The organism is Ancylobacter sonchi, from assembly GCF_018390695.1.
Classification (GTDB): domain Bacteria; phylum Pseudomonadota; class Alphaproteobacteria; order Rhizobiales; family Xanthobacteraceae; genus Ancylobacter; species Ancylobacter sonchi.
Window position 1 is genome coordinate 1 of record NZ_JAHBGF010000028.1, and the last position, 14,727, is coordinate 14,727.

General features: G+C 65.1%; 20 protein-coding genes. 5 read left to right on the forward strand and 15 right to left on the reverse strand.

Translation table 11 applies throughout. The features are described 5' to 3' along the window. Both KHC28_RS27765 and KHC28_RS15375 read left to right on the forward strand, forming a co-directional pair. The coding region (locus tag KHC28_RS27765) for a calcium-binding protein (protein ID WP_376772711.1) at window positions 1-351 on the forward strand (351 nt) is incomplete at its 5' end. 359 nt (window positions 352-710) lie between these two features. Next, a complete protein-coding gene (locus tag KHC28_RS15375) occupies window positions 711-1,058 on the forward strand; it encodes a hypothetical protein (RefSeq protein WP_214009251.1) in 348 nt (115 codons plus the stop codon). A 1-nt stretch (window position 1,059) separates the two neighbouring features. Here the strand turns inward: KHC28_RS15375 and KHC28_RS15380 are convergent, their stop codons facing one another. After that, window positions 1,060-1,713: a hypothetical protein gene (locus KHC28_RS15380; protein WP_214009252.1), complete on the reverse strand. Its 654-nt coding sequence runs from the start codon at window positions 1,711-1,713 to the stop codon at window positions 1,060-1,062. Between the two features lie 57 nt (window positions 1,714-1,770). Here KHC28_RS15380 and KHC28_RS15385 point away from each other — a divergent pair, with 57 nt between their 5' ends. Continuing rightward, entirely contained in the window at window positions 1,771-1,914 is a 144-nt protein-coding gene (locus KHC28_RS15385; RefSeq protein ID WP_214009253.1) for a hypothetical protein, read from the forward strand. 114 nt (window positions 1,915-2,028) lie between these two features. On the opposite strand, the gene KHC28_RS15390 is transcribed toward KHC28_RS15385, so the two are convergent. From KHC28_RS15390 to KHC28_RS15440, 11 genes are all read right to left on the reverse strand, one after another. Continuing rightward, entirely contained in the window at window positions 2,029-2,589 is a 561-nt protein-coding gene (locus tag KHC28_RS15390) for an HK97 family phage prohead protease (RefSeq protein WP_214009254.1), read from the reverse strand. Between the two features lie 164 nt (window positions 2,590-2,753). Beyond that, window positions 2,754-3,338, reverse strand: coding sequence for a hypothetical protein (locus KHC28_RS15395; protein ID WP_214009255.1), 585 nt, complete (start codon window positions 3,336-3,338; stop codon window positions 2,754-2,756). Beyond that, the gene (locus KHC28_RS15400; protein ID WP_214009256.1) at window positions 3,339-3,734 is read right to left on the reverse strand and encodes a hypothetical protein; all 396 of its coding nucleotides are present in this window, start codon (window positions 3,732-3,734) and stop codon (window positions 3,339-3,341) included. Window positions 3,735-3,889: 155 nt separating this feature from the next. Next, the gene (locus KHC28_RS15405; RefSeq protein ID WP_214009257.1) at window positions 3,890-4,795 is read right to left on the reverse strand and encodes a hypothetical protein; all 906 of its coding nucleotides are present in this window, start codon (window positions 4,793-4,795) and stop codon (window positions 3,890-3,892) included. 926 nt (window positions 4,796-5,721) lie between these two features. Further along, a complete protein-coding gene (locus KHC28_RS15410; protein WP_214009258.1) occupies window positions 5,722-6,984 on the reverse strand; it encodes an AAA family ATPase in 1,263 nt (420 codons plus the stop codon). After that, complete coding sequence (locus KHC28_RS27885; protein WP_214009259.1) at window positions 6,984-7,916, reverse strand: toprim domain-containing protein; 933 nt, start codon at window positions 7,914-7,916, stop codon at window positions 6,984-6,986. The genes KHC28_RS15410 and KHC28_RS27885 overlap by 1 nt, the downstream gene beginning before the upstream one ends. After that, window positions 7,897-8,145, reverse strand: a complete 249-nt coding sequence (locus KHC28_RS15420; protein WP_214009260.1) for a hypothetical protein — start codon at window positions 8,143-8,145, stop codon at window positions 7,897-7,899. The genes KHC28_RS27885 and KHC28_RS15420 overlap by 20 nt, the downstream gene beginning before the upstream one ends. Window positions 8,146-8,212: 67 nt before the next feature. Beyond that, the gene (locus KHC28_RS15425) at window positions 8,213-8,674 is read right to left on the reverse strand and encodes a hypothetical protein (RefSeq protein ID WP_214009261.1); all 462 of its coding nucleotides are present in this window, start codon (window positions 8,672-8,674) and stop codon (window positions 8,213-8,215) included. Window positions 8,675-8,743: 69 nt separating this feature from the next. Further along, window positions 8,744-9,535 carry a hypothetical protein gene (locus tag KHC28_RS15430; protein ID WP_214009262.1) on the reverse strand — a complete coding sequence of 264 codons (792 nt, stop codon included), beginning with the start codon at window positions 9,533-9,535 and terminating at the stop codon, window positions 8,744-8,746. Next, entirely contained in the window at window positions 9,535-9,720 is a 186-nt protein-coding gene (locus tag KHC28_RS15435) for a helix-turn-helix transcriptional regulator (protein WP_246564889.1), read from the reverse strand. The genes KHC28_RS15430 and KHC28_RS15435 overlap by 1 nt, the downstream gene beginning before the upstream one ends. Before the next feature lie 207 nt (window positions 9,721-9,927). Then, window positions 9,928-10,998 (reverse strand): tyrosine-type recombinase/integrase, encoded by a 1,071-nt coding sequence (locus KHC28_RS15440; protein WP_214009264.1) that lies wholly within the window; start codon window positions 10,996-10,998, stop codon window positions 9,928-9,930. A gap of 170 nt (window positions 10,999-11,168) precedes the next feature. Here KHC28_RS15440 and dusA point away from each other — a divergent pair, with 170 nt between their 5' ends. Beyond that, entirely contained in the window at window positions 11,169-12,131 is a 963-nt protein-coding gene (gene dusA / locus KHC28_RS15445; protein WP_214009918.1) for a tRNA dihydrouridine(20/20a) synthase DusA, read from the forward strand. Then, on the forward strand, window positions 12,128-12,967 hold the full coding sequence (locus tag KHC28_RS15450) for a sulfite exporter TauE/SafE family protein (RefSeq protein ID WP_246564891.1): 840 nt from the start codon (window positions 12,128-12,130) through the stop codon (window positions 12,965-12,967). Before dusA ends, KHC28_RS15450 begins: the two co-directional genes overlap by 4 nt. Window positions 12,968-12,977: 10 nt before the next feature. On the opposite strand, the gene KHC28_RS15455 is transcribed toward KHC28_RS15450, so the two are convergent. The 3 genes from KHC28_RS15455 to cobS are packed head-to-tail and all read right to left on the reverse strand — an operon-like array spanning window position 12,978 to window position 14,724. After that, window positions 12,978-13,706 (reverse strand): retropepsin-like aspartic protease family protein, encoded by a 729-nt coding sequence (locus KHC28_RS15455; RefSeq protein WP_214009265.1) that lies wholly within the window; start codon window positions 13,704-13,706, stop codon window positions 12,978-12,980. Further along, complete coding sequence (locus KHC28_RS15460; protein WP_312893215.1) at window positions 13,703-13,933, reverse strand: DUF1289 domain-containing protein; 231 nt, start codon at window positions 13,931-13,933, stop codon at window positions 13,703-13,705. Before KHC28_RS15460 ends, KHC28_RS15455 begins: the two co-directional genes overlap by 4 nt. After that, on the reverse strand, window positions 13,930-14,724 hold the full coding sequence (gene cobS, locus KHC28_RS15465; protein ID WP_214009266.1) for an adenosylcobinamide-GDP ribazoletransferase: 795 nt from the start codon (window positions 14,722-14,724) through the stop codon (window positions 13,930-13,932). The genes KHC28_RS15460 and cobS overlap by 4 nt, the downstream gene beginning before the upstream one ends. Between the last annotated feature and the right edge of the window lie 3 nt (window positions 14,725-14,727).

Below are 14,727 nucleotides of genomic sequence, written 5' to 3' on the forward strand. Positions count from 1 at the left end.
GGCGCGGGGGGTTCGGACAGCCTGTACGGCCATGACGGCAGCGACCGGTTGTTCGGCGAGAACGGCAACGACTACATGACCGGCGGCAAGGGCACCGACGCCTATTATGGCGGCGCCGGCTACGACTACGCGATCCTGGAGCAAGGTAGCGGGGTCGACTATTTCGTCGACTGGAACGTGACGCGCGACCGGGTAGTGTTCGACAGCGACATCTTCACCTCGATCGGAGCGGTGCTGACGGCGGCGTTCCAGAACGGCACCGACGTGGTGATCTGGGACGGCCACGACGGCATCGTGCTACAGAACGCCAAGCTCGCCGACCTCACCCCGAGCAACTTCCTGTTCGTGTAGCCACGATCCGCGCTCCCGCCGACATTGTTGTCATCCCAAGGCAGCACCACGGAAAATTACATTCCAGAGTTGCGAAAGTTTAACTATTCGCGGAAACGGGGATGCCATATTGAAGCGCCGCCCCTCGTCGCCCCCGCCCCCAAGCAGGGTGGCGCCCGGCAGGCCGAGCGCTCCCCGCAATGCGCTCGGCCACTTACATGTGGACGTGAGCTCACCTGCCAACGCGTCTCTAAGCAAGATCCGGTTGATCGCACAATACCCAACGCGGCATGCCGCTTAGGGTCTGACACTGCCATCAGCGGAACAAAATCGGAGCGCGATGGTTCGCCTAACAACGCCTTGATCGCACGAGATCGACCATGTCCTTCACGAAGCACCTTTCGAAGTTCAGGATTTCCGCCGCGCTGCTGATCGCGGGGTTTATGGGCGCGCCGGACAGTCAGGCGTCGGCGGACGATGGCTTGGTGGACTCAAGGAAGCTCGCCGCCATCCGCGAAAAGTGGCAGATGCCGCCGGAAGCACTAGCTGATCGACTGGGAGTGCCGTTCCAGGTCTATATCGCTATGGAACAGGGAGCCCAGCCTATCGAGAGCAAGCACCTGCTTGCCCTCGAAGCGATCGGCATTGATCAGTGCCTGGTGAAGCAGGACACCCGTATGCTGGTGCCCGAGGTTCGGCTGGCGCTCGATGAGGCGGTCGAGGCTTAGCCTAGAGCCCCATCACGCGCCCCAACAGCCCGCGGCGCTGCACTGCCTCCGGCACGACGCCGATAGGGCGCTGTTCGATGCGGTCGCGATACACCGACGTCAGCACCACGGGGCCGCCGATGAGGTGCCGATGGGCCTCGGCCACAAGGTTCCGCATCACGCCCATAATCCGCGGCAGGTCGCCCATGCGGATGGTGTCCGTATCCGCCGGCAAGTGCATCGCCTTGTAGGCTTCCGTGCTCGCTGGGCTGGCGTGGAAAGTACCGACATCGTGAGCGACCCACGGTTCCAACCCGGCATCCGATGCAGTGGCACAGACGATGATCCGCGGTGTTACATCGTCAAACCCGACCAACACGACCAGCTGCGAACCCCGCTCACCAGCCGCGGCACGGGCAGCCTGCACGGCACGCAGTGCGTCCGGCAGGGCTTTGACGGCGTCAGCAAAGTTGCCGGCGCGCATTGAAATCGCGGTGGCGAGTGCGCCAAGTGACTCACTCGTGCCCATCACGGCAAGCGCCGCCGAGAGCTCCGGCAGCGGGAAGGATTTCGCCAGAGAGAAACGCTGGCCGGTTGCGTCGACGCCGCGAGAGTCGGTTGCGATATGAACCGCGCGGGTCGGGTGGCTTTGGGTGAGAGCGATGATGGCCGTCATCGATCTTTCTCCGGACTCGGAATGAAGCTGGCGCCGATGGCGAGGCCGAGAGTCAAAATGCTCGAGGCAATTGCGGCAGTGCTGCCGGTGAGGCCAATCGAGGCGACCAGGATTGCCGAAATCGGCTCGGCCGAAGCCGGCGAAACGAAGAAGGCCGCCAAGATGGCGGCCGGAACTACGAATCTCATAGATTTCCCATAGAGTTATGCGTCACAGGGAGCGCTAGGGGTCATATTCTGAATTGCAGACGCGCGCGTTGTGGGACCCCGCTGATACGAGGATCAGAGGCGACTGGACTTCTGGCCCAGCCCCCGGTCACCCGATCCCACGCAGCCTCATGGCGGCTTCGGCCTTTCGACGCAGGCGCTCCGCCGACGCGGCAACATTGCGTTGCCCCCCGAGGTCTGCGCTGGTGCTTTCATATGCAGGCCAACCCACAAGCGACATCTCGATGAGGTCGACATCTGTGATGGTCCTGACGGGGAATCCAGAGGCGTCGGTGTCCCAGTCCTCCTCCACCACTCGAAAGCCGATGGAGCAGCCCCTGATGTCCCGGCGCGTTACGGTACCGATCGCCGTCTGCCCGTCTGGAGTGCTGGGGTCGGCTTCGAGCTCGAAGCGCAGCCCCCTCTCATCCTCGCGTAACTGCAATGTCCCTGCGGACACGCGCGCCAAGATCCTGCCGGCGTCGTGGTGAAGCAGGGCGAGCACGTCGGGGCTCTCTACAAGGCTGCGTCGAAAGCAGCCCGGCCTAAGTATCTCCCGGAAAGCGCCGCCGATCACAGCCGGGCTGTTGAACCGCGCGGCATAGCCGCTGATCGAAGTGCCTCGGGTCTCCGGGGCTGCCTCGGTACGGCGCTCCTGCTCATTTCCCACTGCGCACCTTCCGCTCCGCGGCTTCCAGACGTGCGAGGCGAGTGGCCATCCCGCCGCTGCGCAAAGTCAGAGCGATAGCCATCGGATCTCTATCAGTGCCTGTGAAAGTCTTGCCGCGCACAGTGATCTTCCGCGGCTTCTTGGCCGGCTTCGCGTCGGCGCGTTCAGTTGCCATAGTAACCGGCCTCCCGCGCGTTCTTCAAAAAGACCTCGATATGACCACCATCAAACGCATTGCCCATCCAGCCGAGATTCATCGGGCGAAGCGTCGACCAGGCGATGTCTTCAACTTCGAGTTGGCTTCGCAATTCGTCGTAAGATTTTCGCTCGGCATCGAGGGCTTGCATGGCCCGGCACAAAGCCGCAACGCGACGACCGTATTCGGGCCGCACCTCGTCGCACACAAGGCGGCTTGCGCGCCCGCGCGCCTCCCGCAGGCGCTGGTCCAGGACGGTGAGGGCCGCGGTCACGTCCCGGTCAAGCTGAGAAAGCTCCGAGAGTCGACCGTGGACGCTGGTCTGCGCGACAGTATCTTCACCTAGCAGGCTTGCGACGCCTGCGCGGTAGGCAGGCACCGGGGCGGTGGCGAGACCTTGCTCGAGCTTACGGCGCTCGCGGATGGTGGCGGTCTGCTTATCCAGCAACTCGGCGCGCTTGGCGATCAGCGCCGCATATTCCGGCACGGTGGTCAGCGGCGGCACGCGGTAAGATTCGGCCGCCACCGCCTTGTTCTTTGACAAGAGGCCCATTCAGCCCTCCATAATTTTCGAGGAGATGCGGACAGTCGTGTCCCAGATCACAGCAGGCGCGATCACAGTGACAGCGGCAGCGACGTGCGGGTGCAGGTCCGCCCACGTGCCGGCGTGAAGCTCGAAACGCCTTGGCCCCAGACACCGCGACAGTACGAGCCCGCCAGGATCGGGTTCGACACCGGCCAGGGTCGCGGCGGCAGCATTGGCCGATTTCACCGGCCAACCGGCCGCGGTCAGCGCATAGGCGATGCCGAGCAAGTAGGCGTCACTTATCGAAAGCAGGATTCGCCCGTTGGTCTTCTCGCCTACATAGTCGGAGGCGCCGCGGGCAAGGCGCGAGCGTAGGTCGTGTTCGGAAACACCAAGCAGTTCAGCGACTTCGCAGACGGTCATGGTCGGATCGTGATGGTGGGGAAGCATGGTTTGGCCCTTGGCTCATGCCAATAGTGAAATGAAAAGAAAAACCCCGCCGAAGCGGGGCTTAATCATTGGGGTTGAAGAGCTCGCCAACCCTTCATTATTATTCCGCGCGAGGCGACGGAAAGGGACTACGCCGCCTGCAGCAACTCCTGAAGGCGGGCCACAGCGTCCCGTAGCATTCTCTTCCCGCGACGCTGGGCGGTCTTTCCGCCACGCCCGAACAACCTTCCGATTTCCGCGAAGTTCTGCGCCTCAAGAGCAGCGTCGAGCACCGCGACGTCGTCGGCACTCAGCCGCTGCCGCACCCGGCACGCCAGGCGACCCGCATCTATGCGCTCGTCCACGCTGGGCGGCGGCACCATCGCCTGCGGATCCACGGCACCGCCTGCGGAGCCTCGCCAGGCGGCGAGGCGATCACGAACCGGGAACTCGCCGCAGTGCGTGAGCGCGCCGCGGGGGATGCGGATCTCGCCGCGCCTCGGACGGTCGAGCTCGTCGAGGATCAGGGCAGTCTCATAAGTCTCGCCGCCTGCGAACCGGAGCGCGCCCAGCCGGGCCAGCGGGGCGCAGGGAGCGCCCCCGACAATCGCTGGCGCTGCACCAGGGTGAACGTCCATATCGCCGCCCACAGGTACTGCCGGCCCGCCGTATTCCGAATAGGCCACCTCGACGTCGCCCATGGCCCTCATGATTTCCTCGGGGCGCGGGCGCATCTCGAGCTCGGAGTCGACAGAGGGAGGCGGAGGGGCTTCCGTCCATTCATCCTCGTAGCAATCGAACGGCTCATCCGCGGCGTTGTCGTTGGCTGCGGCGAGCATCCAGTTGGTTGTCAGAGGTTCGACTGGCTGGCACAGGCCCCGCCAGGTGCGCAGCGCGGGCGCAATGCCGGCAAGGTCAGCGTGGCGCCCCTTGCCCGGCCGGTCGCGAGGTAGGATGTCGCTGTCATTCACCGGGGCGCGCATGGCCCAGCTGGCCAGGACGGCACGGTGTTGCTCAGGCGAACGGACGGTCGCGCCGTCCATGTGGAAGGTCATCGGCGAGCTCCTGATAATGGTGGGGGCGGCCCGTCTCCGCGGGCTCGCAAGTAATATAGCGCTGCGCGCCGCCTCCCGCCCGCGCCCTCGCGCGAGAACGTCTGCGCAATGCACAGGGGGGCTGGGTCAGAAGTCAGGGCCGTGCGGACCCCGCACCGGCGCCGTCCAGCAAGACGCGAAGCCGCGAATATTCAGGATGTGTACAGGGGTATTCAGGCACCTTAAAAAATAACTCGAAAACTCGCGGGATCGCGCATGAAGGGACACCGCCGGTCCGAGGTTTTCGTCGCTCCAGACCTTCGGATACCCCCCACCCCACAAATGGCCCCTGACGGGCCGCTCCCGTTCCGTGATGTTTCGCCCGCCACCTCGATATCGCCGCCAGCGGGCATCTCTGGCCTCGCACGCGCGCTTGCGCGCGTGAGTCAGCGTTTTTCTGTATTGGCGTTAGCTGTCGACGACAGCGCCGGTACTTAGACGAGACGGTCGTGGAGTGTTGAGTACCCCCATGGCCTCCCGCCGACTGGCCGATGAATATGATGCGGCTCAAGCGAGGGGGGAGGTCCGTCGACCGAACAACGAAAAAACCACTTCTGGATTGGAAGCGGTTTCAGTTACCGACATCGGCCTCACGCACAAGCAGATCCACGAAGCCCGCCAGATACGGGATGCTGAGGTGGCAAGCCCTAGTGTTGTTAGGCGGACACTGGACGCGCTGATTGAGGCTAGCGAGGAGCCGGCATGATTGCTCCTGCCCGGCAGTAAACAATCGGCGGTGCTCCACCAATGCGCCACCAGCGCAATTGGTGGATGGCGCTTGCGCCACCACCGATTTTTACTAAGGGCAATTTGGTGGTGGCGCAGCCGAAATTCTGAATCTCGTTGCGCCACCAATGCGCCACCAAATTTCGGTGGTGGCGCAGCCCTTAGGCGGCCCGGCCCGGACGGTTTGCCTCGACGACCCTCACGCCCTTACGGGGCTTGCGTTCGGCATCGTCGTGATACTCGACCTCCTCAATGACGCCGTTAGACCTCCACGCCTTGAGGATCGATGCCGCCTGCTCTGGCACGACATCGGTGTGGCGGATGACGACGTGACCCGCCCAGCGCGGTCCCCTCTTGGAGTCAGTGTAGGCATAAAGAGAACCGGTTTGCTTTCCGTCCTCGTCCACCAGGCCCTTCGCGAGTTCATCAAGGATGGTGTTGGCTATCGGTATTGTGATGGCGTCCATGGCATTCGGCGGAACCCAAGGATGAAGCACGCCGACATCGTCACCATGCTGCTCCGGCGTGCCGTTGGCGAGGCGAATAGTCTCCTTTCGAAACCACTTCGCGGCCCCCGTCGTGAGCGTCAGGTTCGCCTTCGCGTCGTCGAACCGCACGAACATATGACGCTCCGTTTCGGGCACCCCCAATACCTTCGCATCGACGTCCGACATGCTGAACAGCGTGACCACGGTGCGCGCCACGCCCACCAAGGCGCTGCCGCCGCGGGCGGCGTTCATGTCGCCTGGTGCCGCGGATAGAGCCTTCGATACGTGGTGCACCAAGAGCACGGCGGCATTGGCCTGGCGTGCAACATCGCGCCAGATCGCGGCTGCCCACTTCACCTCGGAGTTGGAGTTCTCGTCTCCCTCAAACGTCTCAGCGAAGGGGTCGACCACCAGCACGTCAATCCCGTTTGATTTCATCGTGGCGATCAACGTATCCGCCAACGGCAGGCGAGTGACCGTCTTCGTCTTGGGATCGGTTTGGGCGACGACGATGCTCGACGGATCTTCCGCCAGAAACAGGCGATCGGCCAGCGCGCGGCGATCAAGCTTCATTGCCCTCAGGGCGGCGGCCAGGCGCCGCTGCATTTCGTCGACGTCATCCTCGCTGTTCACCCACATGACATTGTAGGAGCCCCTTGGACGCAGCCCGCCCCACGGTTCGCCGTCGGCCATGACAAGGCCGGCCTGCAGGGTCAGCAGGGACTTGCCAGCACCCGGTGGCGCCACCAGTACCGACAGGTGTCGGCGGATGAGCAGGCCGGGAACGATCCACTGTCGGACGGGGATTGAGGCCTCTTCGAAATCGAGGGCGCGCACCAGCTTCAGCTTGCCGGCAGTGTTATCGTTTGCAGCCTTCAGGGGCTGGAATGCCTCGCCCGGTTCGCTCTTGGACGTCAAAACATTGAGCCTTACCATCAAGCCGCCTCCGCCAGATCGGCCATATCGGCACCCGCGCAAGCCGGTGTGACGATGGTCACCTCCGCTCCCGCGCTGTGCCAGCGCGCACCGCAGTCGTTTGCAGCGGCCAAGCCGGCGGCATCGTGATCCGCGAAGATCGTCAACGCCTCGATGCCGCCCAGCACTGGAAATGCTGAGAGGTTGTTCGCCACGAGACAGGCCCATACTGGCCGGAAGGGCGCCGCTAGGGCAGTTTCTATTCCTTCGGCGATGGCGAGCCCTGTGGTGACGGAGTCGTCCGACGAAAGCCTCACCACGCCGGTGGACGGATAGCCCTTCATGAATAGGCGATCGAGCTTGCGAGCCTGTTCGTCCAGGTAGGTGAACTGAATCGTATGGGCGTCGCCCGTCGCGGGGTCCGTCACCAGCGCGGCCATTGCCTGATCGCGCGGGTAGTAGCGCAGAGCGTCGCCGTCGTAGGAGAGCCCCCGGCTGGCCAGATATGCCTCTGCCAATGTCCCGGTGATGGGGATGCATTGCGCCCAGCGGCGAAGTACGGCCTCGCCCATCGATCGAGGCGAACGGACGATCGACAGCGGCGGTGGCGGTGCGGGGCGATCTGCCGCCGCCACGGTGCCGCCCAGGGCATCGGAAAGCCAGTCCTTCGCGGACCGTGGGTCAAGGCCGAGGCAGGCGACGACGATATCGATAGGGCTATAGCTCTGTCCCTCCGCATGGTCGCGGATGCCGCGGTTGCTGAAGGACAGTGCGCGCGGACGCTTTGCATTGGGCAGGCCCGCGCGACGAGAAGACCGGAAGCCTGCGACGGCGCTGTAACCGGACTGGGTGCGCTTGAGACGGGGAAGGCCGAGGGCGGGCACCCAAGCGGCAAGGTCGGACAAGGCGGCGTCTTTGATGGCACGGTAGGAATTACGCTGCGTCTGCGTCACGGCCATTGCCTCCGATCGCCGAGGATGCGGCGCTGGTGATGGACTGAGCGAGGTCGATGCTGAAGCTCACGGTCGCCTTCCTGCCGCGCTCGGAAGGGAAGGCGCGAGGAGAGCCGTCCGCGGCTCGTCGAATGACGACGTCGAAGATGCGCAGCCCTCCGACATCGATATCGGCATGGGCAAGCGTTCCCGATCCCGGCGGGGCCAGGCGGATGCTGAGTATCTTCAAAGGGGAGTCCTCCATCAGGAGGTTGCTATTGCCCGCGCGATGCGGGCGGCTGCTGGTGCAGGTAGGGCTAGGCGGCGCGCCGGAGGACAGGCACTTCGGGTGCCTCATCCTGGTCAGGGAAGAAGTATTTCATGACCTGCCCTTCCTGATTGAGCAGGGCGCTAAACGGGCGGTACCGTAGATCATCCAGATCGCGCACCTCCTCGATCCCCGCCGCTCGGCAGATGCGTGCCAGTTCGGCATGGGAGACGACCCGTGCCGGCAGGGGAGCATAGATGGGAGCAACGATCGCCAAGCGGACGACGACGGTACCGCGGTCGCTCCCGATATCGTCGACCTCCATGCTGAAGGGCAGTGCGGCACCTAGCTCGGCCTCTGCGGCGTCAGACCAGTGTTCATCCGCCGTGGCGTTAAATGGCTCGATCAGCCGGCATGACGGAACCTCGATCATGTAGTGCGGCTCCATCGCGACACGCAGCGCGGCGGCGTAGACGTGTGTATAGGCGCCCAAGGGGTGAATCCCGGACATACTTCCTCCTTCCCGCACAGCGCGCGGCTGGCGGGTCACGGTGGTGGATGAGGTGATGGTGGCAGGTGGCTAGGCGGCGCGGGCTGCTGGCTCGACGTAGGCGTGCAGCTCTTCGAAGATGTTCCTGGCCTTGGTGGGATCTATGACCACCTCCGACTCCCGGCCGGATGTCTCCCACAGGGCGAGAATGTGCTTTACCGGGTAATCGCAAGTCAGAACTGCGGCCCAGCTACCTCCGCAGGCGTTGCCGTTCGCGAACCGCTCTGCGGTCGCCCTGTCGCGCGACCAGGACATGCCTCGGCATCGGGCGCTCGTCACCTCGGCAGGCCTTCCCGTTCCGCGATAGATCCTGACGGTTGTCCCGGTTGTTCGGAGCGCGGCCATCGTAGCCATCTCCTCCTCGTCCATCAGAAGGGCGTGTCCGGCTTCTCGGAAATACTCCCGAAGTATGACCTTGCTCGTGGCATTAACGTAGAGTGCTCCGACCGCGTTGCCCGCGACGAACCCTTCCTTCAACAGCGCAGCGCGCACGCGCGGACCACCGGCCCGCATGTAAAGCAGAAAGTCCGGAATCTGACCCCGGCATTCACCGTCCACCGTCCAGGTAAGACTGGCTGCCGCTTCACATGCCTCGTCGTCATCTCGAACCTGGACGAACACAAGGTCGATGAAACGGTCGATAGCCTTCAGGTGCCAATCCATCGGGTCGTCGGAATTGCCGTGGAACATGCCTTCGGCGCGGAGCCGGGCATGTCGGGAGACGATGCAGGCGATGGCGTCCTTGCGGAAGCGTTCGGCCTGCTCGTCTGGCGTCAGCTTCGACCACCGGTAGGCGGCATATTCTCGATTGAAGTTCACCATCACGCCGCGCTCCGCAGGTCGCGCGCGGCGATGCGGGCGTCAATCCATGCGTCGACCTCGGCGCGAATGAATGCGATCCGACGATCACCGAGCGGCACAGCAGCCGGGAAAGTGCCCGCGGCCCGCCGCTTGAACAACTCGGCCCGCGAGAGACCGATTTCTCGCACGACGTCGGCGACGGACATCAGGCGTGGCGTATTATCATTAGCCGGCATACTTAACTCCCTGGGTGGGAGGTGGCTGGGGATGGTTGCTCATGCGGGCATCGGCGCCCGCTACGTCAAATAAGGTAACTCCGACCCAGCCGCCGCGCTATGTGCCCAATCGGGAGAAAGTCCGCGCGACGCACAAAATCGTCAGCGCGGCAGGGCTCGCAGCATGGGGCAAGCCGTTCACGGATCTACCTTCGGGAGCCAGCGCCAGCCGATGTACTTGTCGCCGGTCTCGCGCAGGTGTGCGTATCGCTGTAACGATTGCCAAGAGCGGTGCCCGGACACGCTTGCGGCTTGAGGGATAGTCCGCCCCATCTCAAAAAGCCGCGACACGCCTTCGTGTCGCAGGTCGTGAAAGTGCAGGTCGTCTATCCCGAGTACATGGCACGCCCGCGTGAAGGCGGCGCTGATCGCGTCAGTGGAGAATGGAAAGATGCGATCGCCCGTTCTTGGCATGGACTTGATCACGGCTAGCGCCTCTGGTGGCAGATCGACATACACATCGTTGCCGAGCTTCTGCCCAGGGTGCTTCATATCGCGTATCAAGATGCGACTGTGGCGTTCGTCCAAGTCCGCCCAAAGCAGCCGGGTAATTTCCTCCTGACGCCTAGTGGAGAAGAGGGCGAAGAGCGCGATCTTGACCATCGGCGCGGAGTCCGGCGCGCGCGCTTGCCGCTCCGTGAAATGGATGAGGACTCGATCGAGCTCGGCGAGGGTAGGGCGCCTGTCACGCTTCTTCGATTTCGAGGTGGTGCCGAGCCGTCGCAGCACCACCAACGCCGCCTTGAATTTCTCCTTGTCCAGCGGGATGCCCCATGCAGGCTTTGCGATGTCGAAGATCGATGCCAAGTGGCTGAGATAATTGTTCACCGTTTGCGGCTGCCGTCCGCCTTCGAGCAGTCCCTGCGCGAAAGCAACTATGTCCTCGCTGCCGATTGCGGCGCTATCCATGGCGGCGAGGGGAAGTGTCTTGATGGTTCTCAGCACCTGCGCCTTGGTCTTGCCCGGCGCCTTGGTGGTCTCCTTGAGATAGCGGTCGATGGCCTCAGCCAACGTCGCCTTCGGCACAGGGGTGAGGCCGCCGGGCCGATCCAGCTGGGCCTCGCGCCAGCGAAGCCAAGCCTTCGCTTCCCGCTCCTTGTCGAACGTCTTCGCCTCTCGATGCAGGAATTCCTTGCCGCGCTTGCGGACGATCTGCGCGGTATAGCCGACGGTGCCGTCCGACCTGCGCCGTGCTAGGATCGATCCCATCGGTACAACACGCCCCGTTCTTGGTACAACATCGTTGTACCGGAGGTTGAAAAATGGGGCAATGTCCCGAATTTCCGTGACTGATGCTGACACGCTAAGGGCCTATTAAATTGCTGATAGAAAAGACAAATCTAGATATTCCAAGCTCTTGGCGATTCAGCGTGGCGCCCATGATGGACTGGACCGACCGGAATTGCCGGGCGTTCCATCGCGTGCTGTCGGCCCGGACCCTGCTCTATACCGAGATGGTCACCGCCAATGCGGTGATCCATGGCGATCGGGAGCGCCTGATAGGCTTCTCGTCCGTCGAACATCCGGTGGCGCTGCAGCTCGGCGGCTCCGATCCCGAGGCTCTGGCCAAGGCCGCCGCCATTACCGCCGAGTGGGGCTATGACGAGATCAACCTCAATGTCGGCTGCCCGTCCGATCGGGTGCAGGGCGGCAATTTCGGCGCCTGCCTGATGCGCGATCCTGTGCTCGTCGCCGCCTGCGTTGCGGCGATGAAGGCGGGGGTCGGTATTCCCGTCACCGTCAAGTGCCGCATCGGCGTCGACGAGCAGGACCCGGAAGTGGCGCTCGACGCGCTGGCCGACGCCGTGCTGGAGGCCGGTGCCGACACGCTCACCGTGCATGCGCGCAAGGCGTGGCTGCAGGGGCTGTCGCCGAAGGAGAACCGAGACATTCCGCCGCTCGACTACGACCGGGTCTACCGGCTGAAGCAGCGCCTGCCGCATGTGCCGGTCATCATCAATGGCGGCATCGGCTCGCTGGAGGAAGCGGAAGCGCATCTCCTCCATGTCGACGGCGTCATGCTCGGGCGCGCCGCCTATCAGCAGCCGGAGCTGCTGCTCGATGTCGATTCGCGGCTGTTCGGCGCGGAAGACCCGCATGCCGACGGGTTCTCCGCCGTCGCCGCCTTCGAGCCCTACATCTCCGCGCATCTCGAGGCTGGCGGAAGGCTGCACGACATCACCCGCCACATGCTCGGCCTGTTCACCGGCCGTCCCGGCGCGCGAGCCTATCGCCGCCGGCTCGCCATCGAGGGCGTGAAGCCGGAGGCGGGGCTGGACGTGCTGCGGGCCGCGGTCGACGAAGTCCGCCGCGCCGAGGAACGCCGGGCACTGGTGGCATGATGATCGCGTCGCTTCCCCTCGACCAGATCCTGTGGCTGGTCGGGATCCTGCTCGCCGCCGGTTTCGCCACCGGTATCCTCGCCGGCCTGTTCGGCATTGGCGGCGGCGCCATCGTGGTGCCGGTCCTCTACGAGGTGTTCGGCGCCGTCGGGGTACCCGACGCGCTGCGCATGCATCTCGCGGTCGGCTCGGCGCTAGCCATCATCCTGCCGACGGCGCTGCGTTCCTTCTTCGCCCATCGCTCGCGCACCAAGATCAATACCGGCGTGCTGCGGCAATGGGTGGTGCCGATTGTCATCGGCGTGCTGGCCGGCACGGCGCTGGCGGCGGTGTCGCCGGACCGGGTGCTACAACTGGCCTTCGTGGTCTTCGCGGTGCTGATGTCGATCCGGCTGCTGTTCGCGCGCGACAGCTGGGTGCTGGCTGACCAACTGCCCGGGCCGTGGCCGATGCGGCTCTACGGGGCGTTCATCGGCGTGATCGCCTCGCTGGTCGGCATCAGCGGCGGCGGCATCGCGGTCGCCATCCTGTCGCTCTACCGGGTGCCGATCCATACGGCGATCGCCACCTCTTCCGGGCTCGGGGCGCTGATCGCGGTGCCTGGTGTGATCGGCTATGTGCTGGGCGGCTGGCCCCACCTCGCCGAGCTGCCGCCGCTGTCGGTCGGCTTCATCTCGCTGCCCGGCGCCGTGCTGGTCGGCTCGGTGGCGGTGCTGGCGGCGCCGCTCGGCGCGAAGCTGGCGCATCGCTTTAGCAAGCGCCAGCTGGAGGTCGGCTTCGGCCTCTATCTCGCCTTGATGGGGCTGCGCTTCCTGGCGGCGCTGGTCTCCGGCTGAGGGCGCGCCCTCAGCGATCCAGCGCCTTGGCCCGCATCACCAGCTTCTCGCCGCGGATCTCGAAGCTGTCGAGGCGGGACAGGAAGGTCATGCCGAGCAGGCTGTGCTTGAGCGTGCCGGGGCTGGCGATCAGCGCCGGGACCTGACGCTCCTCGATGCTGCCGGCGATCGACACCCGGTCGAGCACCACCGCGGCGGCCCGGCCGCGACCATTGGCGGTGTCGATCGGGATGTCGTAGCGCAGCAGTTCCATCGGCAGGCCGGCGGCCACCGCGTCTTCCGGGGTGAGCACGACGCTGGAGGCACCGGTGTCGACCAGCATCGGAATGCGGTTGCCGTTGATCTCGACGCGGATGTTGAAATCGCCGTCGCGGGCGCGGGCCACCTCGATCGCCGGGCCGGTATCGTGGCCGACCGGCACCGCGTAGCCGGGGGCGAGCTCGGCCAGCACGCGATAGGCAACACTATGTATTTCAAAGCGATAGGCGTAGCCGACGCCCAGCACGGCGAAGATGACCAGCCACAGTGCGGCGGCGCGCAGCGCGTCGCCGAGCCGGCCGGCAAAGGCGGCGACCGCGCCGGCTCCGACCACCAGCGCCAGCGCCGATAGGGCGACCAGGCGGGTGAGCTGGTTGGTGGTGAGCCCGGCGACGCCGCCGGCCTCGGCATTCCACAGGATCAAGGCGATGCCGGCCGCAAGCCCGATCACCACCACCCACATGAAGCGGTCGGCGTTCATCGGGCGGACTCGCGGCTCTGGGACACGCGACTCCGGGACTCGCGGCGGTTCTGCCGGGCGAGGCGGTTCATGATCGCGCGGCGCGCGGTTTCGTCTAGGCTGGGCCAGGCGCCGATCTCCTCGAGAGTGCGTCCGCAGCCGAGGCAACGATGGCCGTCGGCATCGAGTGCGCACACTCCGATACAGGGGGTAGAAACACGGTTGGGCATTGGAATCGGGCGGTTCATCCGATCGACCGCGCGAAGATAAGCGCCCCCAGAAGGAACGCAATCTCGACGGTCAGCGCCGCCGCACCGGCGACGTCCCCGGTTTGCCCGCCAAATTTGGCCGACGCAAGGCGGACGACGCCGCTCCACGCCAATGCGGCGACGAGAAGGCCGCTGAGGAATTCCACCCAACCCATTGTCATTAAAACGGAAATAGCGGAGATCGCGATGGCGGCGATCCCCGCCTTCCACAGTGTGGCGCGCGAGGGGCGACCGGCGCGGCCGGCGAGCCCGTCCGGGCGGGCGGAGGGTAGGGCGGCGATCAAGCCGAGCGCCGCCAGCCGGGACAAGGTCGCGGCGGCGAGCAGGGCGCCGGCGGCACCGGCCCATGAAATCGTGGCCAATCCTTCGAGGGCGCCGATGCGCAGCAGCGTCGCCAGCAGCAGTGCCACCGCGCCGAAAGTGCCGAGCCGGCTGTCGCGCATGATGGCGAGGCGCCGCTCGCTATTCATGCCGCCGAGCCCGTCGGCGGTGTCGGCGAAACCGTCCTCGTGCAGCGCCCCGGTGGCGAGGGTCATCGCCCCGACCGCCAGCGTCGCGGCGATGAAACCGGGCAGGACGGTCAGGCTGGTGAGGTGGACGATGAGGCCGATCAGGCCGATGAGGGCGCCGGCGAGCGGGAAGCAGGGGCCGAGCCGGTCGAGGTCGGGAGGGCCGTCCTCCGGTTCCCATGAGAAGCGCGGCACCGGCAGCCGTGTGAGGAAACGCAGCGTCGCCGGAAGGTATATGAGTGTGGTTGGCGGCAGAGGCATGGG

Excerpts from the sequence above, each read along its gene's own strand:
- KHC28_RS15375 (WP_214009251.1), top strand. The coding sequence starts at position 711 with ATGTCCTTCACGAAGCACCTTTCGAAGTTCAGGATTTCCGCCGCGCTG.
- KHC28_RS15380 (WP_214009252.1), bottom strand. The coding sequence starts at position 1,713 with ATGACGGCCATCATCGCTCTCACCCAAAGCCACCCGACCCGCGCGGTT.
- KHC28_RS15385 (WP_214009253.1), top strand. The coding sequence starts at position 1,771 with ATGCTCGAGGCAATTGCGGCAGTGCTGCCGGTGAGGCCAATCGAGGCG.
- KHC28_RS15395 (WP_214009255.1), bottom strand. The coding sequence starts at position 3,338 with ATGGGCCTCTTGTCAAAGAACAAGGCGGTGGCGGCCGAATCTTACCGC.
- KHC28_RS15400 (WP_214009256.1), bottom strand. The coding sequence starts at position 3,734 with ATGACCGTCTGCGAAGTCGCTGAACTGCTTGGTGTTTCCGAACACGAC.
- KHC28_RS15405 (WP_214009257.1), bottom strand. The coding sequence starts at position 4,795 with ATGACCTTCCACATGGACGGCGCGACCGTCCGTTCGCCTGAGCAACAC.
- KHC28_RS15410 (WP_214009258.1), bottom strand. The coding sequence starts at position 6,984 with ATGGTAAGGCTCAATGTTTTGACGTCCAAGAGCGAACCGGGCGAGGCA.
- KHC28_RS15425 (WP_214009261.1), bottom strand. The coding sequence starts at position 8,674 with ATGTCCGGGATTCACCCCTTGGGCGCCTATACACACGTCTACGCCGCC.
- KHC28_RS15430 (WP_214009262.1), bottom strand. The coding sequence starts at position 9,535 with ATGGTGAACTTCAATCGAGAATATGCCGCCTACCGGTGGTCGAAGCTG.
- KHC28_RS15435 (WP_246564889.1), bottom strand. The coding sequence starts at position 9,720 with ATGTCCGTCGCCGACGTCGTGCGAGAAATCGGTCTCTCGCGGGCCGAG.
- KHC28_RS15440 (WP_214009264.1), bottom strand. The coding sequence starts at position 10,998 with ATGGGATCGATCCTAGCACGGCGCAGGTCGGACGGCACCGTCGGCTAT.
- dusA (WP_214009918.1), top strand. The coding sequence starts at position 11,169 with ATGATGGACTGGACCGACCGGAATTGCCGGGCGTTCCATCGCGTGCTG.
- KHC28_RS15450 (WP_246564891.1), top strand. The coding sequence starts at position 12,128 with ATGATGATCGCGTCGCTTCCCCTCGACCAGATCCTGTGGCTGGTCGGG.
- KHC28_RS15455 (WP_214009265.1), bottom strand. The coding sequence starts at position 13,706 with ATGAACGCCGACCGCTTCATGTGGGTGGTGGTGATCGGGCTTGCGGCC.
- KHC28_RS15460 (WP_312893215.1), bottom strand. The coding sequence starts at position 13,933 with ATGAACCGCCCGATTCCAATGCCCAACCGTGTTTCTACCCCCTGTATC.
- cobS (WP_214009266.1), bottom strand. The coding sequence starts at position 14,724 with ATGCCTCTGCCGCCAACCACACTCATATACCTTCCGGCGACGCTGCGT.